Annotated in this window: 23 protein-coding genes and 1 riboswitch; of the genes, 18 read left to right on the forward strand and 5 right to left on the reverse strand. The window is 70.6% G+C overall.

From position 1 onward, the window contains the following. Window positions 1-213: 213 nt before the first annotated feature. The 4 genes from ctaC (at window position 214) to CP984_RS30075 (ending at window position 4,680) form a co-directional block, all read left to right on the forward strand. Window positions 214-1,176 carry an aa3-type cytochrome oxidase subunit II gene (ctaC, locus tag CP984_RS30060; protein ID WP_003982397.1) on the forward strand — a complete coding sequence of 321 codons (963 nt, stop codon included), beginning with the start codon at window positions 214-216 and terminating at the stop codon, window positions 1,174-1,176. After that, window positions 1,173-2,903 (forward strand): aa3-type cytochrome oxidase subunit I, encoded by a 1,731-nt coding sequence (gene ctaD, locus CP984_RS30065; RefSeq protein ID WP_003982398.1) that lies wholly within the window; start codon window positions 1,173-1,175, stop codon window positions 2,901-2,903. Before ctaC ends, ctaD begins: the two co-directional genes overlap by 4 nt. Continuing rightward, the gene (locus CP984_RS30070) at window positions 2,900-3,298 is read left to right on the forward strand and encodes a cytochrome c oxidase subunit 4 (protein ID WP_003982399.1); all 399 of its coding nucleotides are present in this window, start codon (window positions 2,900-2,902) and stop codon (window positions 3,296-3,298) included. The genes ctaD and CP984_RS30070 overlap by 4 nt, the downstream gene beginning before the upstream one ends. Before the next feature lie 107 nt (window positions 3,299-3,405). Next, window positions 3,406-4,680, forward strand: a complete 1,275-nt coding sequence (locus CP984_RS30075) for a L,D-transpeptidase (protein WP_003982400.1) — start codon at window positions 3,406-3,408, stop codon at window positions 4,678-4,680. 31 nt (window positions 4,681-4,711) lie between these two features. On the opposite strand, the gene CP984_RS30080 is transcribed toward CP984_RS30075, so the two are convergent. Next, complete coding sequence (locus CP984_RS30080; protein WP_003982401.1) at window positions 4,712-5,113, reverse strand: response regulator transcription factor; 402 nt, start codon at window positions 5,111-5,113, stop codon at window positions 4,712-4,714. Between the two features lie 298 nt (window positions 5,114-5,411). Between CP984_RS30080 and ctaE the strand changes: the two genes are divergently transcribed. The 6 genes from ctaE to CP984_RS30110 all read left to right on the forward strand — a co-directional run bounded on the left by ctaE (window position 5,412) and on the right by CP984_RS30110 (window position 12,580). Then, window positions 5,412-6,032: an aa3-type cytochrome oxidase subunit III gene (ctaE, locus tag CP984_RS30085; RefSeq protein ID WP_003982402.1), complete on the forward strand. Its 621-nt coding sequence runs from the start codon at window positions 5,412-5,414 to the stop codon at window positions 6,030-6,032. Between the two features lie 79 nt (window positions 6,033-6,111). Then, complete coding sequence (qcrC, locus tag CP984_RS30090) at window positions 6,112-6,921, forward strand: cytochrome bc1 complex diheme cytochrome c subunit (protein ID WP_003982404.1); 810 nt, start codon at window positions 6,112-6,114, stop codon at window positions 6,919-6,921. After that, window positions 6,918-7,982 (forward strand): cytochrome bc1 complex Rieske iron-sulfur subunit, encoded by a 1,065-nt coding sequence (gene qcrA / locus CP984_RS30095; RefSeq protein ID WP_030180200.1) that lies wholly within the window; start codon window positions 6,918-6,920, stop codon window positions 7,980-7,982. The genes qcrC and qcrA overlap by 4 nt, the downstream gene beginning before the upstream one ends. Beyond that, on the forward strand, window positions 7,979-9,616 hold the full coding sequence (gene qcrB / locus CP984_RS30100; RefSeq protein WP_003982407.1) for a cytochrome bc1 complex cytochrome b subunit: 1,638 nt from the start codon (window positions 7,979-7,981) through the stop codon (window positions 9,614-9,616). Before qcrA ends, qcrB begins: the two co-directional genes overlap by 4 nt. 147 nt (window positions 9,617-9,763) lie before the next feature. Next, complete coding sequence (gene trpD / locus CP984_RS30105) at window positions 9,764-10,828, forward strand: anthranilate phosphoribosyltransferase (protein ID WP_003982408.1); 1,065 nt, start codon at window positions 9,764-9,766, stop codon at window positions 10,826-10,828. 84 nt (window positions 10,829-10,912) lie between these two features. Then, window positions 10,913-11,030, forward strand: a riboswitch (SAM riboswitch). 170 nt (window positions 11,031-11,200) lie between these two features. Further along, complete coding sequence (locus tag CP984_RS30110; RefSeq protein WP_003982409.1) at window positions 11,201-12,580, forward strand: aminotransferase class V-fold PLP-dependent enzyme; 1,380 nt, start codon at window positions 11,201-11,203, stop codon at window positions 12,578-12,580. Between the two features lie 147 nt (window positions 12,581-12,727). On the opposite strand, the gene CP984_RS30115 is transcribed toward CP984_RS30110, so the two are convergent. Further along, window positions 12,728-13,009 (reverse strand): Lrp/AsnC family transcriptional regulator, encoded by a 282-nt coding sequence (locus CP984_RS30115; RefSeq protein ID WP_003982411.1) that lies wholly within the window; start codon window positions 13,007-13,009, stop codon window positions 12,728-12,730. Further along, window positions 13,006-13,791, reverse strand: a complete 786-nt coding sequence (locus tag CP984_RS30120) for a rhomboid family intramembrane serine protease (protein ID WP_003982412.1) — start codon at window positions 13,789-13,791, stop codon at window positions 13,006-13,008. The genes CP984_RS30115 and CP984_RS30120 overlap by 4 nt, the downstream gene beginning before the upstream one ends. Before the next feature lie 208 nt (window positions 13,792-13,999). Here CP984_RS30120 and CP984_RS30125 point away from each other — a divergent pair, with 208 nt between their 5' ends. The 5 genes from CP984_RS30125 (at window position 14,000) to CP984_RS30145 (ending at window position 19,726) form a co-directional block, all read left to right on the forward strand. Beyond that, window positions 14,000-14,239 (forward strand): hypothetical protein, encoded by a 240-nt coding sequence (locus tag CP984_RS30125; RefSeq protein WP_003982413.1) that lies wholly within the window; start codon window positions 14,000-14,002, stop codon window positions 14,237-14,239. A gap of 31 nt (window positions 14,240-14,270) precedes the next feature. Continuing rightward, the gene (locus CP984_RS30130) at window positions 14,271-15,647 is read left to right on the forward strand and encodes an NYN domain-containing protein (protein WP_030180196.1); all 1,377 of its coding nucleotides are present in this window, start codon (window positions 14,271-14,273) and stop codon (window positions 15,645-15,647) included. A 462-nt stretch (window positions 15,648-16,109) separates the two neighbouring features. After that, on the forward strand, window positions 16,110-17,144 hold the full coding sequence (locus CP984_RS30135; RefSeq protein WP_030180193.1) for a C40 family peptidase: 1,035 nt from the start codon (window positions 16,110-16,112) through the stop codon (window positions 17,142-17,144). 235 nt (window positions 17,145-17,379) lie between these two features. Next, entirely contained in the window at window positions 17,380-18,408 is a 1,029-nt protein-coding gene (locus CP984_RS30140) for a C40 family peptidase (protein WP_030180190.1), read from the forward strand. Window positions 18,409-18,448: 40 nt separating this feature from the next. Next, window positions 18,449-19,726 (forward strand): hypothetical protein, encoded by a 1,278-nt coding sequence (locus CP984_RS30145; protein WP_003986818.1) that lies wholly within the window; start codon window positions 18,449-18,451, stop codon window positions 19,724-19,726. On the opposite strand, the gene CP984_RS30150 is transcribed toward CP984_RS30145, so the two are convergent. Continuing rightward, entirely contained in the window at window positions 19,683-21,101 is a 1,419-nt protein-coding gene (locus CP984_RS30150) for a glycosyltransferase 87 family protein (RefSeq protein ID WP_003986817.1), read from the reverse strand. The genes CP984_RS30145 and CP984_RS30150 overlap by 44 nt on opposite strands. A gap of 148 nt (window positions 21,102-21,249) precedes the next feature. Between CP984_RS30150 and CP984_RS30155 the strand changes: the two genes are divergently transcribed. Further along, window positions 21,250-22,392 (forward strand): glycosyltransferase family 4 protein, encoded by a 1,143-nt coding sequence (locus CP984_RS30155; protein WP_003986816.1) that lies wholly within the window; start codon window positions 21,250-21,252, stop codon window positions 22,390-22,392. A gap of 85 nt (window positions 22,393-22,477) precedes the next feature. Here the strand turns inward: CP984_RS30155 and CP984_RS30160 are convergent, their stop codons facing one another. Next, on the reverse strand, window positions 22,478-24,274 hold the full coding sequence (locus CP984_RS30160; protein ID WP_003986815.1) for an AMP-dependent synthetase/ligase: 1,797 nt from the start codon (window positions 24,272-24,274) through the stop codon (window positions 22,478-22,480). Window positions 24,275-24,557: 283 nt separating this feature from the next. Here CP984_RS30160 and CP984_RS30165 point away from each other — a divergent pair, with 283 nt between their 5' ends. Then, window positions 24,558-25,334 (forward strand): metallophosphoesterase family protein, encoded by a 777-nt coding sequence (locus CP984_RS30165; protein ID WP_003986814.1) that lies wholly within the window; start codon window positions 24,558-24,560, stop codon window positions 25,332-25,334. Between the two features lie 140 nt (window positions 25,335-25,474). Further along, window positions 25,475-25,951 carry an SRPBCC family protein gene (locus CP984_RS30170; protein ID WP_003986813.1) on the forward strand — a complete coding sequence of 159 codons (477 nt, stop codon included), beginning with the start codon at window positions 25,475-25,477 and terminating at the stop codon, window positions 25,949-25,951. Window positions 25,952-25,953 lie beyond the last annotated feature (2 nt).

A 25,953-nucleotide genomic window follows, 5' to 3' on the forward strand; every position in this document is an offset into this window, starting at 1 on the left:
TTCCGGCGCGCGGGGGCCGTCCCCCGGATGCCGCAGCCACCCCTTCGGAGGGCGGTGCGGCGCGTTGGGCACCCTCCCCGCGCGACCCCAAATAGCGTCCAGTAGGGTTTGGTCCGCATAAACATCCAAACCCCTGCCCGTGCCAGGGCCGGCGACCGACCAGCGAGACGGCCGCAGCCGGTCTCGCGGGCGAGACTCTCGGGAAGGCGCTACGTGAGTCCCAACGGCTCCGACCGCTCGTCGCGGCGCCCGATGCGGCGGAAGCTGCCGCAGGTGCTGGCTGCGGGACTGGTCCTGGCAACCGCGACCGGTTGCACATACAAGGACTTTCCCAACCTCGGCATGCCCAATCCGGCTACTGAAGAGGCGCCGCGGATCCTCTCCCTTTGGCAGGGCTCCTGGGCCGCCGCCCTCGCAGTGGGCGTGCTGGTGTGGGGCCTGATCATCTGGAGCTGGATCTTCCACCGCCGCAGCCGGACCAAGGTGGAGGTCCCCGCACAGACGCGGTACAACATGCCCATCGAGGCGTTGTACACCATCGTTCCGTTCATCATCATCGCGGTGCTCTTCTACTTCACCGCGCGCGATGAGAGCGAACTCCTCAAGACTTCGAAGAAGCCCGACCACGTCATCAACGTGGTGGGCTATCAGTGGAGCTGGGCGTTCAACTACCTGGAGAACGTGGACGGCGACGCCAAAACCACGAACATCAACTCCAAGGAACTCTCCGCGATCCCGGACAAGTGGAAGAAGAACGTCCCCGCCGGCGCCGACGGCGTGTACGACGAGGGCATCCCGGGCACGCGGAACCCGCAGACCGGCAACCCGGGTCCGACCCTGTGGCTGCCCAAGGGCGAGACGGTTCAGTTCGTCCTGACGTCGCGTGATGTCATCCACTCGTTCTGGGTGGTCCCGTTCCTGATGAAGCAGGACGTGATTCCCGGCCACACCAACGTCTTCGAGGTGACTCCCAACAAGGAGGGCACCTTCATGGGCAAGTGCGCCGAGCTCTGCGGCGTCGACCACTCCCGGATGCTCTTCAACGTCAAGGTCGTCTCCCCCGAGAAGTACCGGGAGCACCTGAAGGACCTGGCGAAGAAGGGCCAGACCGGTTACCTGCCGTCCGGCATCAAGCAGACGGATCACGCCAGGAACGCGGAGACCAACAACAAGTGAGCATCCTCAACGAACCTCAGGGTGCCGCCGCCGATACGGCTGAGGCAGCACCGCCCGCACGCAAGAAGTCTCCCGGCTCCGTCGTGGTGAGCTGGCTGACGACCACTGACCACAAGACCATCGGTACGCTCTACCTGGTCACCTCGTTCGCGTTCTTCTGCATCGGCGGCCTGATGGCGCTGCTGATGCGCGCCGAGCTCGCTCGTCCCGGCACGCAGATCATGTCGAACGAGCAGTTCAACCAGGCGTTCACGATGCACGGCACGATCATGCTGCTGATGTTCGCGACGCCGCTGTTCTCCGGTTTCGCGAACTGGATCATGCCGCTGCAGATCGGCGCGCCCGACGTGGCGTTCCCGCGGCTGAACATGTTCGCGTACTGGCTGTACCTCTTCGGCTCGCTGATCGCGGTGGCCGGCTTCCTGACCCCGCAGGGCGCGGCCGACTTCGGCTGGTTCGCCTACTCCCCGCTGTCGGACGCGGTCCGCTCGCCGGGCGTCGGCGCCGACATGTGGATCATGGGTCTGGCCTTCTCCGGCTTCGGTACGATCCTCGGCTCGGTCAACTTCATCACCACGATCATCTGCATGCGCGCCCCCGGCATGACGATGTTCCGGATGCCGATCTTCACCTGGAACGTCCTGCTGACCGGTGTGCTGGTCCTGCTGGCCTTCCCGGTCCTGGCCGCCGCGCTGTTCGCCCTGGAGGCGGACCGTAAATTCGGGGCGCATGTATTCGACGCGGCCAATGGCGGCGCATTGCTCTGGCAGCACCTCTTCTGGTTCTTCGGCCACCCCGAGGTGTACATCATCGCGCTGCCGTTCTTCGGCATCATTTCCGAGGTCATTCCGGTCTTCTCCCGGAAGCCGATGTTCGGTTACATCGGTCTAATCGCGGCGACGATTTCGATCGCGGGCCTTTCGGTCACCGTGTGGGCGCACCACATGTACGTGACGGGCGGCGTCCTGTTGCCGTTCTTCTCGTTCATGACATTCCTCATCGCGGTACCGACCGGTGTGAAGTTCTTCAACTGGATCGGCACCATGTGGAAGGGCTCGCTGTCCTTCGAGACGCCGATGCTCTGGGCCGTCGGCTTCCTGATCACCTTCACCTTCGGTGGTCTGACCGGCGTCATCCTGGCCTCGCCGCCGATGGACTTCCACGTCTCGGACTCGTACTTCGTCGTGGCGCACTTCCACTACGTCATCTTCGGCACCGTCGTCTTCGCGATGTTCGCCGGCTTCCACTTCTGGTGGCCGAAGTTCACCGGCAAGATGCTGGACGAGCGCCTCGGCAAGATCACGTTCTGGACGCTGTTCGTCGGCTTCCACGGCACCTTCCTCGTCCAGCACTGGCTGGGCGCCGAGGGCATGCCCCGCCGCTACGCGGACTACCTGAACGCCGACGGCTTCACCACGCTGAACACGATCTCGACGATCGCCTCGTTCCTGCTCGGCCTGTCGATGCTGCCGTTCATGTACAACGTGTGGAAGACCGCCAAGTACGGCAAGAAGGTCGAGGTCGACGACCCCTGGGGCTACGGCCGCTCGCTGGAGTGGGCGACCTCCTGCCCGCCGCCGCGGCACAACTTCCTCACCCTGCCGCGCATCCGCAGTGAATCCCCGGCGTTCGACCTCCACCACCCGGAGATCGCGGCGCTGGAGGCCCTGGAGAACGAGGGCCAGAAGGACACCGCGCTGGCCGGTGGCAAGGAGGTCGGCAAGTGAAGATCCAGGGCAAGATGTTCATCTGGCTCTCCGTCTTCGTCCTCGCCATGGCGATCGTCTATGGCGTGTGGTCGAAGGAGCCGGCGGGCACCACCGCGCTGTTCCTCGCCTTCGGCCTGTGCATCATGATCGGCTACTACCTGGCCTTCACGGCCCGGCGGGTGGACGCAGGCGCGCAGGACAACGACGAGGCCGAGGTCTCCGACGACGCCGGTGAGCTGGGCTTCTTCAGCCCGCACAGCTGGCAGCCGCTCTCCCTGGGCTTCGGCGGCGCGCTCGCCTTCCTGGGCGTCGTCTTCGGCTGGTGGCTGCTCTACTTCTCGGCCCCGATCATCCTGATCGGCCTGTTCGGCTGGGTCTTCGAGTACTACCGCGGCGAGAACCGCACGCAGTAACGCGGTCCCCGCACCGGGCGGGCCCGGACACCTCCCCAGGTGTCCGGGCCCGCCCGTTTGCAGTCCTCCAGCGCGCCGTGGCCGGTGAACCTTCCTACTTTGGGGGCATGAGCCACCGACCACGCCACCGGACGGCGCTGGGCTGCGCCTCCCTGCTGACGCTTCTGGCGGGGGGCGCCACCGCCTGCGGCGGTTCGGACGCGGACCCGCTCTCGGAGACGCCGTACGACGCGGCCGAACAGATCTCGGCCAACGCGCCCGGCGGCGATGAGAAGGCCGACCCGGACAAGCCGCTGGAGATCACCACCACCGGCGACGAGGCCCGGATCACGGACGTGACCGCCACCGACGCCTCCGGCCGCTACATCAGGGGCGAACTGGCGGCGGACGGCAAGCAGTGGCACACCACCGTCCCGCTGGCCGCCGGCACCCGTTACACGGTGCGGGTGAGCACCGAGGACGAGGACGGCGCGCCCGGCCGCAAGATCCTCCAGATCGACACCAAGGACACCGGCGACCGGCTGAACGTCAAGTTCGGGCCCGACAACGGCACGTACGGGGTGGGTCAGCCCGTCACCGCGCAGCTGAGCAAGCCGGTCAAGGACCCCAAGGCGCGCGCGGTCGTGGAGGGCGCGCTCAAGGTCGAGTCCACCCCGCGCGTCGAGGGCTCCTGGCACTGGGTCGACAGCAAGACCCTGCACTTCCGGCCGAAGGAGTACTGGCCCACGCACGCCGCCATCGACGTGCACAGCAACCTGGAGGGCCTGAAGATCGCCGGCGGGCTGTACGGGGGCCCCGCCAAGCCCGTGAAGCTGCGTACGGGGGAGCGGGTGGAGGCGGTCACGGACGCCGCGGCGCACACCATGACGGTCACCCGCAACGGCGAGGTGATCAACACCATCCCCGTCACCACCGGCAAGCCGGGCTACTCCACCCGCAACGGCACCAAGGTCGTGCTGGGCAAGGAGAGCTTCGTCCGGATGCGCGGCGACACGATCGGCATCCCGTCCGGCAGCTCCGACTCCTACGACCTGCCGGTCTACTGGGCCACCCGGGTGACGTGGAGCGGCGAATACGTCCACGCGGCGCCCTGGTCCGTGGGGTCGCAGGGCGCCGCCAACGTCAGCCACGGCTGCACCGGCATGAACACGGAGAACGCCAAGTGGTTCTTCGACACCGTGCAGGTCGGTGACCTGGTCAAGGTCGTCAACAGCGGCGGCGAGACCATGACGCCCTTCGACAACGGCTTCGGCGACTGGAACATGCCGTGGAAGGAATGGCGCGCGGGCAGCGCGCTGGACAAGAACAGGCTCAGCACCACGGGCGAGCAGGAGCAGCGGCCGGGTCCCGAGAATGCTGCCCGGCTGCGCCCCCAGGTCTGAGGACCCCTCAGGAGGGCCCTCAGAGGGCCGCTCAGGCCCCCGTCAGGAGCCTGCGGCGCAGCAGCCCGGCCAGGGCGTCCGTGAACTCCACCGGGTCCACAGGGTGCGTCACAGCGGCGTCCGCGCGGCTCCAGGTCGCCAGCCAGGCGTCCTGCGGGCGCCCGATGAGCACCAGTACCGGCGGGCAGTGGAAGATCTCGTCCTTGATCTGCCGGCACACGCCCATGCCGCCGGCCGGCGCGGTCTCCCCGTCCAGCACGCACGCGTCGATCCCGCCCTGCTCCAGGGCCTCCAGGACGGCCGGCAGGGTCGCGCACTCCAGGATCTCCACCGGCGGCACGTCCGCGGCAGGCCGGCGGCCCGTCGCGAGCCGTACCTGCTCGCGGGTGTCGGCGTTGTCGCTGTAGACCAGCACCGTGGCAGTCGCCTGCATCGTTCCTCCACGCATCTCGGCAGTACGGCTTCGGACGGGGCCACGCCCGGACGCCGCCGGGAGGTGCCTCCTGCGCGGATGCTACTGCTCGTACGGCCGTGCGCAGGAGGGTTCGGCGCGATCCAAGATCTGGCCGACGGGCCGTCAGGACTGGTCACGGCGGGGGTGTGCCGCCACCCGGCGGGCAGCGCCTCCCTCCTTCGGGCGACGGCCGGGGTGGGCCGTACGAGCAGGGCATACGCCCTTGACACACCGAACGGCACCCCCCGGAGTGAGGGCGGGATAAGCGACCGACATAATGTCGGTCGTGGCGACAGCAACGACAGTAGAAACCGGGCACGCGCACCCGTCGGTCAATCGGCCGAACCTCACCAGCGTCGGAACCATCATCTGGCTGAGTTCCGAGCTGATGTTCTTCGCGGCCCTCTTCGCGATGTACTTCACCCTCCGATCGGTGACCGGGGCCGAGTTTTGGAAGGAATCCGCCGATGCGCTGAATCTTCCGTTCTCCGCGACGAACACCACGATCCTGGTACTCAGCTCGCTGACCTGCCAGCTCGGTGTGTTCGCGGCCGAGCGCGGCGATGTCAAGAAGCTCCGGACCTGGTTCGTGATCACCTTCATCATGGGGGCGATCTTCATCGGTGGTCAGGTCTTCGAGTACACCGATCTGGTCAAGGAAGAGGGCCTCTCGCTCTCGTCCAGCCCGTACGGCTCGGTGTTCTACCTGACCACCGGCTTCCACGGACTGCACGTGACGGGCGGACTCATCGCCTTCCTGCTGGTCCTGGGCAGGACGTACGCGGCCAAGAGGTTCACCCACGAACAGGCCACCGCGGCCATCGTCGTGTCCTACTACTGGCACTTCGTCGATGTCGTCTGGATCGGCCTCTTCGCCACGATCTACCTGATCCGGTGACCGGTCCCGTACCGGAACCGCATTTCAGACAGACATAGCCAAAGCATCGACGCAGAAGATCCTGACACCGGGGTAATCCGTGAAAAAGCTCTCCGCACGACGGCGCCATCCGCTGGCGGCGCTCGTCGTCCTACTCTTCGCGCTGGCGGTCACTGGGGGGCTGTACGCCGCGTTCGCGCCTGCGGACAAGGCCCAGGCCGATGACACCGCCCAGTCTCTTGCCATCAAGGAGGGCAAGAAGCTCTTCGCCGTCGGCTGCGCCAGCTGCCACGGCACCGGCGGTCAGGGCACCTCCGACGGCCCGAGCCTGGTCGGCGTGGGCGCCGCCGCCGTCGACTTCCAGGTCGGTACCGGCCGGATGCCGGCGCAGCAGCCCGGCGCCCAGGTGCCGCGGAAGAAGAACATCTACAGCCAGGCCGAGATCGACCAGCTCGCCGCGTACGTCGCGTCGCTGGGTGCCGGTCCCAACGTGCCGAACAAGGACCAGTACAGCAAGGACGGCGCGGACATCGCCAAGGGCGGTGAGCTGTTCCGTACGAACTGCGCGCAGTGCCACAACTTCACCGGTAAGGGCGGTGCCCTGACCAACGGCAAGTTCGCACCGACGCTCGAGGGCGTGGACCCGAAGCACATCTACGAGGCCATGGAGACCGGCCCGCAGAACATGCCTTCGTTCGGTGACGGCTCGCTGTCCCCGCAGAACAAGAAGGACATCGTGTCCTACCTCGGCGCCGTCAACAGCGACGACACCCCCAGCCCCGGTGGTCTGGGCCTGGGCGGTCTCGGACCTGTCACCGAGGGCCTCTTCGGTTGGATCGCCGGCCTGGGCGCGCTGATCGCGGTCGCCATCTGGGTCGCAGCCCGGACTACGAAGGCCAAGAAGTCATGAGTGAGACTGGACGACACGAAGACGTGCCAGAAAAGAACCTCCCCGGTGAGCGGGACACGGCTCACGGCGGCGCGGTGGACACGGCGGACAACCCCTTCGCCGACCCGGGGCTGCCGCCCCACGAGCACCGCATCCAGGACATCGACGAGCAGGCCGCGAAGCGCTCCGAGCGCACCGTCGCCCTGCTGTTCACGGTGTCGATGCTGGCGACGATCGGCTTCATCGCCTCGTACGTGATCTTCCCGGTCGACAAGATCGTCTACATCTGGCCGTTCGGCCACGTCAGCGCGCTGAACTTCGCGCTGGGCCTGACGCTGGGTGTGGCCCTCTTCTGCATCGGCGCCGGCGCGGTCCACTGGGCCCGCACGCTGATGTCCGACGAGGAGGTCGCCGACGACCGGCACCCGATCGAGGCGACCCCCGAGGTCAAGGCCAAGGTCATGGAGGACTTCCGGCAGGGTGCCAAGGAGTCCGGCTTCGGCCGTCGCAAGCTGATCCGCAACACCATGTTCGGCGCGCTGGCCGTGGTGCCGCTGTCCGGTGTCGTGCTGCTGCGCGACCTCGGTCCGCTGCCGGAGAAGAAGCTGCGCACGACGGGCTGGAAGAAGGGCGTCCGCCTGGTCAACCAGTCCACCAACCTCCCGCTGCGTCCCGAGGACATCGCGGTCGGCTCCCTGACGTTCGCCAAGCCCGAGGGCCTGGAGGAGGACGACGAGGAGTTCAACACCAAGATCGCCAAGGACGCCCTGATGCTCGTGCGGATCCAGCCGCAGAACATCAAGGACAAGCAGGAACTGGACTGGTCGCACGAGGGCATCGTCGCCTACTCGAAGATCTGCACCCACGTGGGCTGCCCGATCAGCCTCTACGAGCAGCAGACGCACCACGTGCTGTGCCCCTGCCACCAGTCGACCTTTGACCTGTCCGACGGCGGACGCGTCATCTTCGGCCCCGCCGGACACGCCCTGCCGCAGCTGCACATCACGGTGAAGGACGGCTTCCTCGAAGCCGTAAGCGACTTCGCGGAGCCCGTCGGCCCGAGCTTCTGGGAGCGCGGATGAGTAACGAGACGAGCGCGACCACCACGCGCCGCGGCCAGGCGCCGCGGGGCGAGCGGATCGCCGACTGGGCGGACGGCCGGCTGGGCATCTACAGCCTCGCCAAGTCCAACATGCGCAAGATCTTCCCGGACCACTGGTCCTTCATGCTGGGCGAGATCTGCCTCTACAGCTTCATCATCATCATCCTGACCGGCGTCTACCTGACGCTGTTCTTCCACCCGAGCATGGCCGAGGTGACCTACCACGGCTCGTACGTGCCCATGCACGGGATCCGGATGACGCAGGCGTTCGAGTCGACGCTGGACATCAGCTTCGACGTGCGCGGCGGTCTGCTCATCCGGCAGATCCACCACTGGGCGGCCCTGGTCTTCCTGGGCGGCATGATGGTGCACATGATGCGGGTGTTCTTCACCGGCGCCTTCCGCAAGCCGCGCGAGGTCAACTGGCTGTTCGGCTTCCTGCTGCTGGTGCTCGGCATGTTCACCGGCTTCACCGGCTACTCGCTGCCGGACGACCTGCTCTCCGGCACCGGCGTCCGGTTCATCGAGGGTGTCATCCTGGCGATGCCGCTGATCGGCTCGTACCTGCAGATGTTCATCTTCGGCGGGGAGTTCCCGGGGCACGACATCATCCCGAGGTTCTTCACGGTCCACGTGCTGCTGCTGCCGGGCATCATGCTCGGCCTGCTGGTGGCGCACCTGATCCTGGTCTTCTACCACAAGCACACGCAGTTCCCGGGTGCCGGCAAGACCAACAAGAACGTCGTCGGCATGCCGCTGCTGCCGGTCTACATGGCCAAGGCCGGAGGCTTCTTCTTCCTGGTCTTCGGCGTGATCTCGGTGATCGCGGCGGTCGCCAGCATCAACCCGGTGTGGGCCATCGGCCCGTACCGGCCCGACCAGGTGTCCACCGGCGCCCAGCCCGACTGGTACATGGGCTTCGCCGAGGGTCTGGTCCGTGTGATGCCCGGCTGGGAGTGGGACATCTGGGGCCACACCATCAACTTCGGTGTGCTGATCCCGATCCTGATCTTCCCGCTGGTGCTGGTGGCGATCGCGGTCTACCCGTTCGTCGAGTCCTGGGTCACCGGCGACAAGCGCGAGCACCACATCCTGGACCGTCCGCGCAACGCCCCGACCCGTACCGGCTTCGGTGTGGCCTGGCTGATCGCGTACCTGGTGATGCTGGTCGGCGGTGGCAACGACCTGTGGGCCACCCACTTCCACCTGTCGATCAACTCGATCACCTGGTTCGTGCGGATCGCGTTCTTCGCGGGCCCGATCCTGGGCTTCATCGTCACCAAGCGGATCTGCCTGGGCCTCCAGCGCCGCGACCGCGACAAGGTGCTGCACGGACGCGAGTCCGGCATCATCAAGCGGCTGCCGCACGGTGAGTTCATCGAGGTGCACGAGCCGCTCAACCAGGAGCAGCTGCACGTGCTCACGCAGCACGAGCAGCCCAAGCCGTTCGAGATCGGCCCGGAGGTCGACGAGAACGGTGTCGAGCGGAAGGTCAAGCGGTCGACGAAGCTCCGCGCCAAGCTCTCCAAGGGCTACTACGGCGAGGACAACGTCATCCCGAAGCCGACCCCGGAGGAGTACAAGGAGATCACCAGCGGCCACGGCCACCACTGATCCCCGCCGTGTGACGCACGGCAGTACCACCGAGTAAGTACGCCACCCAGAGGGCCCCGTCTGCAGACTGGACGGGGCCCTTCGGCATGCCGTGCCGCCGGATAGGGTTCTGCGCATCAGCAGGACACGAATCCAGGAGTGTGGACCATGAACGTTGCGACCCCGAACGGCGGCGACAGCGTGGCGGCCCACACCTGGCCGGCCGTGCTGGAAACGCTCCTCCAGGGCCGTGACCTCAGCGCCGACGACACCGCGTGGGCGATGGACCGGATCATGCGCGGCGAGGCCACCGACGCGCAGATCGCCGGGTTCGCGGTGGCGCTGCGCGCCAAGGGCGAGACCGTCGCCGAGATCTCCGGCCTGGTACGGACGATGTACGCGCACGCCAACCTCATCGACGTGCCCGGACCGAGCGTGGACATCGTCGGCACCGGCGGCGACGGCGCCAAGACGGTCAACATCTCCACCATGTCCTCGATCGTGGTCGCCGGCACCGGCGCGAAGGTCGTCAAGCACGGCAACCGCGCCGCCTCGTCGGCCAGCGGCGCGTCCGACGTGCTGGAGAAGCTGGGCGTCAACCTCGACCTGACGCCGCGCCGGGTCGTCGAGGTGGCCGCGGAGGCCGGCATCACCTTCTGCTTCGCGGTGAAGTTCCACCCCTCGCTGCGGCACGTCGCCGCCGCACGGCGCGAGCTGGGCATCCGTACGACCTTCAACGTGCTGGGCCCGCTGACCAACCCGGCCAAGGTCCGCGCCCAGGCCACCGGCGTCGCCGACGCGCGGATGGCCCCGATCCTGGCCGGCGTGCTGGCCGAGCGCGGCTCCTCCGCACTGGTCTTCCGCGGCGACGACGGACTGGACGAGCTGACGACCACCGCCACCTCGAAGGTGTGGGTGGTGCGCGACGGCGCCGTACGGGAGGAGACCTTCGACCCGCGCGACGTGGGGATCGGCCTGGTGCCCGTGGAGGCGCTGCGCGGCGCCGACGCCTCGTACAACGCGGACGTGGCGCGCCGCCTGCTGGGCGGCGAGCACGGGCCGGTGCGCGACGCGGTGCTGCTGAACTCGGCGGCGGCGCTGGTGGCGCTGGCGCCGTCCGCGGCGCCGCTGGCCGAGCAGATCGCGGCGGGCATCGAGCGGGCCGCCGAGGCCATCGACTCCGGCGCGGCCCGCCGGGCCCTGGAGCGGTGGGTGGCGGCCAGCAACGCCTGAGGAAGCGGTGAGGTGACGCGGGGCCCGGTCCGGGATGCGGACCGGGCCTTGCGCGCGTCCGATCATGTGGCATGATGCTGCGCAGGTCACGAGTGACAGCGACTACGGCCCCGGCCCGCTGTCCGGCAACCCTCCGTCCGTGGCGGGGTGCCCCGGGTGATGACCAGGCCGCAGGCAGCGAGGTCTGCGGCAAGCGCGGATCCCTCGCCAGGGATCCTGGTCGTCGAGGGAGATCTCCTGTGATGCAGCGAATGCGTTAGGGCCGCACGGCCCCGTTTTCCGCACCCTTTTCCTCTTTCACCGCTGCCGGCCGGCCCCGCTCCTGCGTGTGTGCCCCGCAGCGAAGTCGCCCTGCCTTCACGGGAGTTCGCCATGCCTGTTTCCGCTGTCGCCACCGATTCCGCCGTCTGCGCCCCGCTGCCCGTGCTGGGTCGCGACGTCCTGGTCCCGCTCGTCACCGGCGGCGAGGTCGGGTACGCGGCGCTGGACATCGCCGCCAGCGCCCCGGCGCTCCAGCGCGTCTGGGACGACGTGGCCGCGTACGCCCCGTACTACGGCAGCGTCCACCGCGGCGCGGGCTACCTCTCGCAGCTGTCCACCGACCTGTTCGAGAACAGCCGGGCGGAGGTTGCCCGCTTCCTCGGGGTCCGGGAAGGAGACCAGGTGGTCTTCACCCGCTCCACCACCGACTCGCTCAATCTGCTGGCCGCGGTGCTGCCCGCGGACACCCGGGTCTTCGTCTTCGAGACCGAGCACCACGCCTCGCTGCTGCCCTGGGAGCAGCGCGCGGACGCCGAGGTGACCTACCTGGACGCGCCGCGCACGCCGGAGCAGGCGGTGGACACCCTGGAGCGGGCGCTGGCGGAGCGCGAGCCCTACCGGCACGCCCTGGTCTGCGTGACGGGTGCGTCCAACGTGACGGGTGAGCTGTGGCCCGTACGGGAGCTGGCCGCGGCGGCGCACGCGCACGGCGCGCGGATCGTGCTGGACGCCGCCCAGCTCGCCCCGCACCACCCGGTCGACATCGCGCAACTGGACGTGGATTGGGTGGCCTTCTCCGGCCACAAGCTGTACGCGCCCTTCGGCGCCGGTGTGCTGGCCGGGCGCGCGGACTGGCTCCAGCAGGCGGAGCCGTACCTCGCGGGCGGCGGCGCCAGCCGTACGGTCGCGCGCCGCGCCGACGGCGGTGTCGACGTCGAGTGGCACACCACCGCCGCCCGCCACGAGGCCGGCTCGCCGAACGTCATCGGTGCCTACGCCATCGCCGCCGCCTGCAAGGCCCTCACCGAGGCGGGCTTCGAGAACCTGGTGGCCAGGGAACAGCATCTGGTCGAGCGGGTACGGGCGGGCCTCGCCGAGGTGCCCGAGGTGCGCGTGCTGTCGCTGTTCGGGGACGACGCGCCGCGGGTGGGCGTGCTGTCCTTCGTGGTCCGCGGCTGGAACAGCTCGCACTTCGCGGCGGCCCTCTCGGCGGAGTACGGGATCGGCGTCCGCGACGGGCTGTTCTGCGCGCACCCGCTCGTACGGACCCTGCTGGGCGCCGAGTCGCAGGCGCCCGGCGAGTGCGGTGCGCCGGAGGGCGCGCCGGGGGAGAAGAGCCTGAACGCCATCCGGGTGAGCTTCGGCGCCGGTACGCCCGACGAGCACGTGGACCGCTTCGTACGGGCCGTCAAGGAGCTGGTCGCGGACGGCGCGCGGTGGAGCTACCGCACCGAGGACGGGCGCTGCGTGCCGGACACGGCGGCCGCCTAAGGACCACCTCGTCGCGGCGCTCCGCTGTCCGGGCGCCGCGGCGCGGGGGAAACGGCGCGGGCGTGCACAGACGCCCGGGCCGCAGCCGCGGCGGCCACAGGAGCCGGCCGCCGCGGCTGTCGTATCAGCGGGCGGCGACCGCCCGGATCAGGCGTCCAGGCCGATGGCGAAGGCCGCTTCCAGGTCGTGCTGGGAGTACGTACGGAAGGCGATGTGCGTCTCGGTGGAGGCGACGCCCGGGATCTTGCTGATCCGGCCGGGGATGACGTCCGCCAGCTCGTCGTGCTGGGCGACCCGCACCATCGCGATCAGGTCGTGCGCACCGGTGACCGAGTAGACCTCGCTGACGCCCTCCAGCGCGGCGATCTTCTCCGCGATCTCCGGGATGCGGTCCACGCTGGTCCTGATGAGCACGATCGAAGTGATCACGGCTGGCTCTCTCCCTCGGTCGCCTGCTGCTTCGCCGTTCCGGCGGACCCCACACTACCCGTGGCCGCGGCGGCGTCCCGCGTCGGACAGGGGGCGGGCCGGTAGCGCACCCAGGCGTAGAGGAAGCCCAGGGCGAAGCCCACGACATGGGCCAGGTAGGCGACGCCCGGGGTGCTGGGGTCGCGCTGCGCGGCGAGCCACTGGAGGACGAACCAGAAGAGCAGCACGATCCAGGCGGGGAAGCGCAGCGGCAGGAACAACAGGAACGGGTAGAGACTGGTGACCCGGGCTCTGGGGAACAGGTAGAGGAAGGCTCCCAGCACTCCGGAGATCGCCCCCGAGGCGCCGACCAGGGTCTGGCCGGAGGCGGCGTGCGCGGCCGCGTAGCCCATCAGGGCCAGGTAGCCGGTCACGACGTAGAAGACGGTGAACGGCAGCCGGCCCATCCGGGATTCGGTCATGCCGCCGAAGACGTACAGGAAGAGCACGTTGCCCAGCAGGTGCAGCCAGCTGCCGTGCACGAACAGGGCGGTCAGCGGGGTGAGCAGCGCGCGCGGGGAGCCGCTCCACAGGTCGCGCGGGATGACGCCCCACCGTTCGAAGTACGCGGTCTGGGCCTGGACGACGGCGTCGCCGGTCCCGTATATGCCGTTGAGGCCGGAGGCGGGGCCGATGACGAAGAGGACGCAGCACACGGCGATCAGGACGTTCGTCATGCGGGAGAACACGGTCAGCACCGAGCGGACGCGGGGCGTCCGGGGGATCAGGGGCGGGGCCGTCATGAAGTGATCATGGCTCAATGGGGGGCATTCGGGACAGAGCGCCTCGCCGCGTCCCGCCTCTCGGCCGGGGCCCGCACCGTACCGGCATCAGGCCGTAGGGTACGGGCAGTACCCCGCGTACTTCCGCAGTCCGACGGCGCACCGCGGGAAGCCCCCGAACGACAGCACGAGCCCCGCTCGCCCGAGCGTGACGAAAGAGGACGACACCATGGCTGTTCCCCTGCCGACGGACGGGACCCGGTGGCGCTGCACGCTGTGCGGCAACCTGACGCGCTTCGATGTGACCCGCCGGTCCGAGGCCGTGGAGTACCTCCATTTCGACCTGGCCGGGGAGGCGAAGGTGGAGGAGCGCGAGGTGCGCAGTGAGAGCATCGAGTCCGTGCGCTGCCGCTGGTGCAACGCGGTCGACCAGATCGAGCTGGTGGACCGGCCGGGCGCGAGCGCCTGAGTCGAGCGCCTGAGATCGGAGCGATGCAGCAGTGGTGGAGCGTCCAGATGGGCCTGCGGGGGCGGAGCGCGATGCCGAGGCCGGTGCGGCCGCGGCGGACGAGGTGCTCGACCGTCCGTTGCCCGAGGGCGTGCGGCGCCGCGTCGTGGCGCTCACCGCGGAGGCGTTCGGCGGCCTGACGGTCACCGAACTCCCGCCGCCGCTGCGGCAGTACGCCCGGTTCACCCCCAGCCGCCGCGCCAAGTTCGCGGGCAACGCGATGGCGGCGGCGCTGGAGAACGACGCGGTCTTCCGGCAGCGGATCGCGAGCCGGCTGCGCGAGGCCCAGCCGGAGCTGGCCGAGGCGCTGGACAGCGGCACCCCGCCCGCCGCCGCCGACCCGCTCGATGTCGCGGCGGCGGCCTATGTGCTGCGCCCCGAGGGCTGGGTCAAGCTCGTCGCGGCGGCCGGCGAGGAGGCGCAGCGCGCCCGCGCCGAGCGGGCCGGCGAGGAGGCGGAGCGCGAGCTGGCGGCGCTGCGCGAGGAACTGGCACGGGTACGCGCGGAGGCGCGGAGCGAGGCCGAGCGCGTCCGCGGCGACCTGGACGCGCTGCGCAAGGAGAACGAGTCGTTGCAGCGCAAGCTGCGCAGCGCGCTCAGCGACGTCAAGCGCGGTGAGGCGGCGGTGCGCAAGGCCGTGGCCGAGACGGAGTCCGTACGGGCCGCCGCCGCGCAGGAGAAGAACGCGGCCGACAGTGAGGCCCGCCGCCTCAAGGCCCGGATCGCGGAGGCCGAGGGCTCGCTGGAGGCCAGCCGCCGCGCCACGCGGGAGGGTCGCAGCGTCGAGGACATGCGACTGCGGCTGCTGCTGGACACCGTGCTGGACGCGGCCCAGGGGCTGCGCCGCGAACTGGCGCTGCCGCCCGCCGACACACACCCGGCCGACACCGTCGATGCCGTGGCGCCGGGGAAGATGACGCCGAAGGACATCGCCACGCGCGCGCTGTCGGAGACCGACCCGGCGCTGTTGGACCAACTGCTGGCGCTGCCGCAGGCCCACCTGGTGGTGGACGGCTACAACGTCACCAAGACCGGCTACCCCACGATGCCGTTGGACAAGCAGCGGCTGCGGCTGCTGGGTGGCCTGGCGGTGCTGGCGGCGCAGACGGGCGCGGAGATGACGTGTGTCTTCGACGGTGCCGAACTGGCCGCGCCGGTGCTGCTCGCGCCGCCGCGCGGGGTAAGGGTCCTGTTCAGCAAGCCGGGTGTGACGGCCGATGAGCTGATCCGCCAGCTCGTACGGGCCGAGCCGCCGGGCCGCCCGGTCGTGGTGGTTTCCACGGACCGCGAGGTGGCCGACGGTGTCGCCAAGGCGGGGGCGCGACCGGTGGCTTCCACCCTGCTGCTCAAGCGGCTCGCCCGTATCTGAACCACCGGTGGACTGCGGGTCGTACGGTCCGTTTGTGCGATTCGTGCGATCCGTACTATGCGTACGACTTGTCCGGAACGCGGGACAACCGGGGTGGGGCGGGAGGTAGGTTCCGGGAAGTGCCGCCGGGGGATCCGAGGCCGGTGCGGCGCGCGGAACGGAGGTAAAGGTGTACCCATCAACGAGGCATCTCATGCCCACCGTTCGTGCCTGAGTGTCAAGTGACCGCTACTGCCTGTGTGATGTTGGTAAAGGATGAGGACCATCCGGGAGTTTTTTCCGATGAGGATTTGAAGCGATCACAACTCGGTTACTAAGGTCAGGCCTCAACCCTTCATGCAGTTGATCATCCATCCGGGATGAACAGTGAAGGAACCGCCAGATCCGCGGCGTTGGCGCGGAGCCGGGGTCCAGCTCCCCCCACTCCCGGTAGGCGGCTGAAGGAAGAAGGAGCTCGCCTCCGTGGCGTCCCACCGTCGACCCAAGCAGCCGAGCCGCACGCGTGTCACTGTGCTCACCGCGACCGCGGCCGCGGCCGTCGCCCTCTCGTCCCAGGCCGCCCATGCCGACCCGAAGCCGAAGAAGGAAGACGTCAAGTCCGAGGTCGACAAGCTCTACGAGCAGGCGGAGCAGGCCACCGAGAAGTACAACGGGGCCAAGGAGGACCAGGAGAAGCTGCAGAAGGAGGTGGACAGCCTCCAGGACAAGGTCGCCCGCGGCCAGGGAGAGCTGAACCAGCTCCGCAAGGGCCTCGGTTCGGTCGCCTCCGGCCAGTACCGCAGCGGCAGCATAGACCCGTCCGTGCAGCTCTTCCTGTCCGGCGACCCGGACACCTACCTCGAAAAGGCCGCCACGCTCGACCAGCTGAGCGGCAAGCAGGCCGAGCAGCTGAAGACCATCGCGGACAAGCAGCGGCAGCTCGCGCAGGAGCGCCAGGAGGCCGCGTCCAAGATCCAGGACCTCTCGGACACCCGCAAGGCGCTGGGTGAGAAGAAGGACGAGATCAAGGGCAAGCTCGCCAAGGCGCAGGAGCTGCTGAACACCCTCACCGCCAAGGAGAAGGAAGCGCTCCAGAAGGAGGAGCAGCAGAAGAACCGCTCCAGCCGCGGCAACGAGCGTCCCGACCTGGGCAACGACACGCCGGCCTCCGGCCGTGGCGCCGCCGCGCTGTCCGCCGCCGCCTCCAAGATCGGCTCGCCCTACGTGTGGGGCGCCACCGGCCCGTCCTCCTTCGACTGCTCGGGCCTGACCTCCTGGGCCTACCAGCAGGCCGGCCAGTCGCTGCCGCGCACCTCGCAGGCGCAGGCCAACGCCGGTACCCGCATCAGCTCGCAGAGCGCCCTCAAGCCGGGCGACCTGGTGCTCTTCTACGGCGACCTGCACCACATCGGCCTGTACGCGGGCAACGGCCAGGTGCTGCACGCGCCGAAGCCGGGCGCGTCCGTGCGCTACGAGTCGATCAACAACATGCCCTTCCAGTTCGGCGTCCGCGTCTGACGCGGACCGGCCGCCGCTGCCGCCCGATCGGGCGAATTGCGGTGGCCGCCGCTGACTTCACGCCCCGCCGGTGACCTGCGCAGTCACCGGCGGGGCGGCTTTTTGCGTACCGGCAGGGCGCGTTGCGGGTCTTTGGATACGGGCCACCGGCGCCGTTACTGTCTGCCCTCGCAGTCGCCGGTCATCGACCGTCCGTCCGGGCGGCAGCGGCTGCACGGAAGGAGTGCGGCTTCTCGTGGTGTCCCACCGCCGTGTCTCACAGTCCGGCCTGGCCGGTGCGACCAGGATCACCGTCCTGTCGGCCGCCGCGGTCACCGCGGCAGCAGCCCTGTCGGCGGGCGGGGCCAGCGCCGCCCCGGCTCCGGCACCCGCCGAGGTCACCTCGCGCGTCGACGCGCTCTACGAGCAGGCCGAGAAGGTCACCGAGGACTACAACGGGGCCTCCGAACGGACCCGGAAGCTACGGGGCGAAGTCACCGCCCTCCAGGACCGGGTGGCCCGCGGCCAGGAGCGCGTCAACCGGCTGCGCGCCCGGCTCGGCGCCATCGCCTCCGCCCAGTACCGCTCCGGCGGCCTGGACCCGGCCCTGAAGCTGATCCTGTCCGAGGACCCGGCGAGCTACCTCGACAAGGCGTCCGTCCTCGACCGCGTCCACGGCAACCAGGCCGGGCAGCTCCGCGAACTCCAGGGCGCCCAGCGCGGGCTGGAGCAGGAGCGCCGGGCGGCGGCCGGCAAGCTGACGGACCTGGAGGCGAGCCGGCGCGAGGTGGCGAGCCACAAGAAGGACATCGAACGCAAACTGGCCGCCGCGCAGCACCTGCTGAACGCCCTGACCGGCCCCGACCGGGCGGCCTACGACCGGGCGAACCGCGGCGTCGGGCGGTCGCTGCCCGCCCCGTCCGGGGCGGCGCACCCCTCGGGCCGCGCCGGGGCCGCCGTCCAGGCGGTGCGCGCGGCGATCGGCACGCCGTACGCGTGGGGGCGCTCCGGTCCGTCCGCTTTCGACTGCTCCGGGCTGATGCAGTGGGCCTACGCGCGCGCCGGAGTCGGCATCCCGCGCACCTCGCAAGCCCAGCGCGGCGCGGGACGGCAGGTTCAGGTCAGCCAGGCACAGCCGGGCGACCTGGTCATCTACCGGGACGATGCCAGTCATGTCGCCATGTATGTGGGCAACGGACAGGTGGTGCACGCGCCGTATCCGGGTGCGCGGGTGCGGTCCGACCCCGTCGGCATGATGCCGATCTCGTCCGTAACCCGCCCCTGACCCCTGTCCGCGTTCCGGGACGGTGCTTACGATCAGCCGCGTGGCAGGTCATCAGGTACGGCGGCGGACGGTCCGGGGGATCAGGGCGGCACTGTGCGCGGCCCTGCCGCTGGTGCTGCTGGCGCTCCTCACCGGCTGCGACGATCCGGCCGGCGCGCAGGCCGCCCCGCCGGGCATCCAGCGCATGCTGGACCAGCGCGCCGCGGCCGTACGGAACCGGGACTCCGGGGCCTTCCTCGCCTCGGTCGACCCCCGCGCGACCGCGTACGGCTCCGAGCAGCGGCGGATGTTCGCCAACCTCGCGCGGGTGCCGCTGGCCGCCTGGTCGTACGAGCTGGTGCGGACCGACGCGTTCGGGCTGCCCGCGGTCGTCGGCGCGGACGGGCGGCGGGTCGCGGCCGAGGTGCGGCTGCGCTACCGGCTCACCGGGTACGACACCGCGCCGGTCACCGCCGTCCAGTACCTGACCCTCACCGACCGCGGCGGCCGGTGGCGGATCAGCTCGGATTCGGACGGCGCGACGAGCGGGCGGCGCAGTGCGCGCCAGCTGTGGGACCAGGGGCCGGTCGAGGTGGTCCGGGGGCGGCACAGCCTGGTCCTCGGGGTCGGGCGCGGCACCGCGGCGCTGCGCGAGCTGGCCGAGCGTACGGACGCGGCGGTGCCCGCCGTCGGCAAGGCGTGGGCAGGGGAGTGGGCCGGGCGGGTGGTGGTCGAGGCGCCGCAGTCGCTGGAGCGGATGGCGGAGCTGCTGAACGCCACCGATCCGGCGGGCTACCGGGGCATAGCGGCCGTGACGACCGGCGAGTCGGGCCCGGCCCCGGCGGCCCCCGCCGACCGGGTCGTCGTCAACCCGGAGGCGTACGGCGAACTGTCCGCGGCCGGCCGGCAGGTCGTGCTGACGCACGAGGCGACCCATGTCGCGACGCGTACGGTCACCACGTCCGACACCCCGATGTGGCTCTCCGAGGGCTTCGCCGACTGGGCCGCCTACCGTGGCGGCGGGCGCCCGGCCGCCACCACCGCTCCCGAACTGGCCCACGCGGTCGCCAAGGGCGCGCCGCCGTCCCGGCTTCCGGCCGACGGCGACTTCCGCTTCAGCCGCAGCGCGCGGCAGCTGGCCCGCGCGTACGAGGGCGGCTGGCTGGCCTGCCGCATGATCGCCGATAGGTGGGGCGAGCGGAAGCTCGGCGCGTTCTACCGGGCGGCGGGGCACGGCGGGACGGAGAGCGCCGGGCGGGCGATGCGGGATCAGCTGGGCGTCGGCCCGGCGGAGTTCACCCGGCGGTGGCGGGCGTACGTGGCCGAGCAGCTGGGCTGACGGACAGCGCGAACCCTGGTGAGGCCGCTTCCGTACGGGAGGTGGCGACGGTGCCGGGCTCCGGTTCGGCATCGGGCCCGCGCCGGGTTCCGGGCTCCGGTTCGGCGTCCGGCCCGTGCCCGGTTCCGGCGGCCCGCGGACGGGCGACGCCCGCGCGCCGCCGCCGTGGCCCGGTGGCCGTAGAGCGCCACAGCCTGCGGCAGGCAGTCAGAGAGGCGGCCACCAGCAGGGCATCGCGTACGGTCAGCATGACGACGCCGGGCCCCTGACTGGTCACCACGTCCGCGAACCCGACGGGGAATTCCAGCAGCGTCGCCCCGGCCGCCAGCAGCACCAGGAACGCGGGCAGCGCCATCCGGCTCGCCCGCAGCGTCATGCACACGGCTGCCGTACCGACCAGCCAGATCATGTACTGCGGGCTGATGACCCGGCTGGTGGTGACGAAGAGGAGGACGGCGGTGAAGGCGGCGTCGGCGAGCGTGGCGGAGGTGAATTCCCGCGCGCGCAGCCGCCACAGCAGCAGCCAGCCGAAAGCCACCGCGGTCAGGACCAGCGCCAGGGAGCTGACCAGCGGTACGTACGGGCCGACGAACTCCACCGAGCCGTAGTTCAGCAGCACCTCGCCATCCCAGCCGAACTGCCGGGCGAGATGGAAGACGAGCGCGCCCAGCGACTCCACTTCCGTACCCCGGTCGCGCTGGAAAGTGAGGAACGCCAGCCCGCCAGGGGCCCACGCGACGAGCAGCAGCGCCAGCGTCAGCGCGCCGACGGCCGCCGCGCCCCACAACTTGCGGGCCCGGACGCCTCGCAGGGGAGCGCCGGTCAGCAGCAGCACCGGCCAGACCTTCAGCAGCGCGCCGAAGGCCAGCAGCGCGCCGGAGAGGCGCGGCCGACTGGCGGCGGCGAACAGCGCGGCGACGGCCACGGCCGTGACCATCAGGTCGTACCGGGAGTACGCGGTCGGGCCCAGCAGGGCGACGCCCGCGGTCCACACCCAGGCGCCGGTGAGACGTTTGCCCGGCCGCCGGCCCGCGTACAGGAACAGCGCGAAGGCGGCCGCGTCGGCGGCACCGGCCAGCAGAAAGAAGGCCGAGGCGTAGTCCAGGAAGGGCAGCAGGCCGGGGGAGAGCACGGCGAGCGCGGCGGCCGGCGGATACTGCCAGGTCACGTCGTCCTGCGGGAAGCTGCCGGACTTCAGGACCTCGTACCAGCCGTGGTAGATGCCCGCGACGTCACTGGTCACGTCCGGCCCCGGCAGCACCAGCACCTTGAACACGCACAGCAGGAGCACCGCCCGGGTCGCGGCCCACACCGCCACCGGCGGCGCCAGGGCGCGCACGGCGTCCCACGGGGGCCGGTTGCCGGCCCTGGTCATCGGCACCTCGTCCCCCGTCCTCCGCCGTCCTCCCGCCGCCCGCGTCCGCACGCGCGCACGACGGCCTGTCCCGACCGTAGACGAGACACGTCCGTGCCGGGGCCGCCCGCACCGGCCGTGTCCGGCGACCCGGTACTGTGCGAGGGCAATGGACAAGACGCTGATCGTCACGAACGACTTCCCGCCCCGCCCCGGCGGCATCCAGGCCTTCCTGCACAGCATGGCGCTGCGCCTGGACCCGGAGCGGGTCGTGGTCTACGCCTCCACCTGGAAGCGGAGCCAGGAGGGCGTCGCCGCCACCGCCCGCTTCGACGCCGAGCAGCCCTTCCCGGTCGTACGGGACCGTACGACGATGCTGCTGCCGACGCCCCGGGTCACCCGCACCGCCACCGCCCTGCTGCGCCGCCACGGCTGCTCCTCGGTATGGTTCGGCGCCGCCGCGCCGCTCGGCCTGATGGCCCCGGCGCTGCGCCGGGCGGGCGCGCGCCGGATCGTGGCCACCACGCACGGGCACGAGGCGGGCTGGGCACAGCTGCCCGCCTCCCGCCAGCTGCTGCGGCGGATCGGCGAGGGCACCGACACGATCACCTACCTCGGTGAGTACACCCGCTCGCGGATCGCCGCCGCCCTGACCCCGGCCGCCGCCGGCCGCATGGTCCAACTGCCGCCCGGCGTGGACGAGAAGACGTTCCACCCCGGCTCGGGCGGCGACGAGGTACGGGCCCGCCTCGGGCTCGCCGAGCGGCCGGTCGTCGTCTGCGTCTCCCGGCTCGTGCCGCGCAAGGGACAGGACACCCTGATCGAGGCGATGCCGCGCATTCTGGCCGAAGTGCCGGACGCGGTGCTGCTCATCGTCGGCGGCGGCCCGTACGAGAAGCAGCTGCACGCGCTCGCCGTCGAGAAGGGCGTCGCGGACTCGGTGCGCTTCACCGGCTCCGTCCCGTGGGAGGAACTGCCCGCCCACTACGGCGCCGGGGACGTCTTCGCGATGCCGTGCCGGACCCGGCGCGGCGGCCTGGACGTCGAGGGCCTGGGCATCGTCTACCTGGAGGCGTCCGCCACCGGGCTCCCGGTCGTCGCGGGCGACTCCGGCGGCGCGCCGGACGCGGTGCTGGACGGCGAGACGGGGTACGTCGTCCCGGGCGGCTCCCCGACGGTGGCCGCCGAGCGCGTCATCGCCCTCCTGAAGGACCCGCAGGCCCGCCGCCGCATGGGCGAGCGCGGCCGGGCCTGGGTGGAGGAGAAGTGGCGCTGGGACCTGCTGGCGGAGCGGCTGAAGGCGCTTCTGTAAGCGGCATGCAACGGCGGTATGAGCGAAGGCCGGGCGGACTGGAGGAACCAGCCGCCCGGCCTTCGTCGCAGCGTCACCCCGCCCGCTACGGGCGGTAGATCGCCTCGATCTCGTCGGCGAAGTCCTTCGCCACCACGTTCCGCTTCAGCTTCAGCGACGGCGTCACATGCCCGGACTCCTCGGTGAACTGCGTCGGCAGGATGCGGAACTTGCGCACCGACTCGGCCTTGGAGACCGCCGCGTTGCCGTCGTCCACCGCCCGCTGCACCGCGGCCAGCAGCTCCGGGTCCCGGCTCAGCTCGGCGACACCCTGCCCGGCCGGGCGGCCGTGCTCCGCCGCCCAGCGCGGCAGGAACTCCTCGTCGAGGGTGACCAGCGCGCCGACGAACGGGCGGCCGTCGCCGACCACCATGCACTCGGCGATCAGCGCGTGCGCGCGGATGCGGTCCTCGATGACGGCCGGGGCGACGTTCTTGCCGCCCGCCGTCACCAGGATCTCCTTCTTGCGGCCGGTGATCGCGAGGTAGCCGTCCTCGTCCAGGGTGCCGATGTCACCGGTGTGGAACCAGCCGTCGGACAGCGCTTCCTTGGTCGCGGCCTCGTTGTTCCAGTACTCGGTGAACAGGTGCTCGCCGTGCAGCAGCACCTCGCCGTCGTCGGCGATGCGGACCACCGAGCCGGGCAGCGGCTGGCCGACCGTACCGATCTTCTGCCGGTCCCACGGGTTGAAGGCGGTGGCCGCGCAGGACTCCGTCAGGCCGTAGCCCTCCAGGGCGGTGAAGCCGATGCCCCGGTAGAAGTGGCCCAGCCGCTCGCCCAGCGGCGCGCCGCCGGAGATGGCGTGGGTGGCCCGGCCGCCGAGCACCGCGCGCAGCTTGCCGAAGACCAGCTTGTCGAAGAGCTTGTGCTTGAGCTTCAGGCCGAGGCCGGGCCCGGCCGGGGTGTCCAGCGCGCGGCTGTAGGCGATGGCCGTCTCGGCGGCCCGGTCGAAGATCTTGCCCTTGCCCTCGGCCTGCGCCTTGGCCCGCGCCGAGTTGTAGACCTTCTCGAAGACCCGGGGGACGCCGAGGATCAGCGTGGGGCGGAAGGCGGCGAGGTCGTCGGTGAGGTTCTTGATGTCGGGCGCGTGGCCGAGCTTGATGGGCGCCATGACCGACGCCACCTGCACCAGCCGCCCGAAGACATGCGCCACCGGGAGGAAGAGGAGCACCGAGGAGTGGCCGGTGCGGAAGAGCGGCTTGAGGCGTTCGACGACGTTGCCGCACTCGGCGAAGAAGCTGCGGTGGGTGAGCACACAGCCCTTGGGGCGGCCGGTGGTGCCGGAGGTGTAGACGATGGTGGCGGGGGAGTCCGCGTCGGCGGCGGCGCTGCGCTCGTCCACCTCCGCGTCGGTGATCCCTTCGCCGGCCGCGCGCAGCCGGGCGATCGCGTCCCGCTCGATCTGCCAGATGTTCTCCAGCGCGGGCAGCCGGTCCCGTACGGACTCGACGGCGGCCTCCTGCGCGGGGGACTCGACCACGCAGGCCACCGCGCCGGAGTCGCCGAGGATCCACTGCACCTGCTCGGCGGAGCTGGTCTCGTAGACGGGGACGGTGACCGCGCCCGCGCTCCAGATCGCGAAGTCCAGCAGCGTCCACTCGTAGCGGGTGCGCGACATCAGGCCGATCCGGTCGCCGGGCTCGATCCCGGTGGCCATCAGGCCCTTGGCGACGGCCCGTACCTCGGCGAGGAACTCGGTGGCGGTGACGTCCTCGTACCGCCCGTCGACCTTGCGGCCCAGGACGGCGACATCGGGGTGCTGCGCGGCATTGCGGCGGATCAGATCCGTCAGGTTGCCGTCCGCGGGGACCTCGTACAGGGCCGGAAGGCTGAACTCGCGCAAGACTGCTGCTCCTCATTGGCGCCGGCCTCACGACGCTGTGTGCCGGCCGGCTGCGGTCCATGATCAGGCAGGGGGGTGGTGGACTGCCCGGACGTTACCCACCGGTATCGCTTTGGCATAGGGGTGTACGCCCAGATGTTCGATGCGTCACAGCGGTGTGCCGCACCTACGGACACGCCTGGGGACTGCTCAGCGCAGAGTAGACCAGGCTTTCGGTGACCGGGAAGTAACCGCAGGTCGGACCCCTCTCCCGGCGGTACGCCGTTCGATCTAGGGTGACGTCATGCGAGTGCATGTGGTCAGCGACGTACACGGCAACGGAACGGACCTCGCCAGGGCGGGCGACGGGGCCGACGCCCTGGTCTGCCTGGGCGACCTCGTCCTCTTCCTCGACTACGCCGACCACTCGCGCGGCATCTTCCCCGACCTCTTCGGCGTCGAGAACGCCCACCGGCTGGTCGAACTGCGTACCGCCCGCCGCTTCGAGGAAGCACGCGCGCTGGGCCGGCGGCTGTGGGGCGACATCGAACGCGAGGGCGGCGGCCGGATGGCCGTCATCGAGGAAGCCGTCCGCCGGCAGTACGCCGAACTGTTCGCCGCGTTCCCGGACCGGACGTACGCCACCTACGGAAACGTGGACCTCCCCCACCTGTGGCCCGAGTACGCGCGGCCCGGCACCACCGTCCTGGACGGCGAGCGGGTGGAGATCGGCGGCCGGGTCTTCGGGTTCGTCGGCGGCGGGCTGACGACACCGATGAAGACCCCGTACGAGATCAGCGACGAGGAGTACGCCGCCAAGATCGAGGCCGTCGGCGAGGTGGACGTGCTGTGCACCCACATCCCGCCGGACGTCCCCGAGCTGTGCTACGACGTCGTCGCCCGGCGCTTCGAGCGCGGCAGCGCCGCCCTCCTGGACGCGATCCGCCGCACCCGCCCCCGCTACGCGCTGTTCGGACACGTGCACCAGCCGCTGGCCCCGCGGGTACGCGTCGGCGCCACCGAGTGCGTGAACGTGGGGCACTTCAACGCGACGGGAACGCCGTACGTCATGGAGTGGTGACGGCCTTCCCGGGACCTTCTCCGGGGACGGCCGGGACCAGCGGGGAGCCTGTCCGGGGCGCTTCCCCCGCGCGGTAGCCTTCAGCAGCAGGGATACGCGTCTGGCGGACCGGCACGAATCGGCATGGAGGAGTCACGGCGATGGCCGAACACACCAGCTCTAGCATCACGATCGAGGCGGCACCCGCCGAGGTGATGGGAGTGATCGCCGACTTTGCCCGCTATCCGGACTGGACCGGCGAGGTCAAGGAAGCCGAGATCCTCAGCAAGGACGAGCAGGGCCGTGCGGAGCAGGTACGGCTGCTGCTGGACGCCGGTGCGATCAAGGACGACCACACCCTCGCGTACAACTGGATCAGCGATCACGAGGTCAGCTGGTCGCTGGTGAAGTCCCAGATGCTGCGTACCCTCGACGGCTCCTACCGGCTGGTTCCGCTGGCCGGCGGGGCGCACACCGAAGTGACGTACCAGCTGACCGTGGACGTCAAGATCCCGATGCTCGGCATGATCAAGCGCAAGGCGGAGAAGGTCATCATCGACCGCGCGCTGGACGGGCTGAAGAAGCGCGTCGAGAGCGGCCCCGCCGCCCCGGCCGACGGTGCGGCCAAGAGCCTCTGACC

It is taken from the genome of Streptomyces rimosus (assembly GCF_008704655.1).
GTDB lineage: Bacteria > Actinomycetota > Actinomycetes > Streptomycetales > Streptomycetaceae > Streptomyces > Streptomyces rimosus.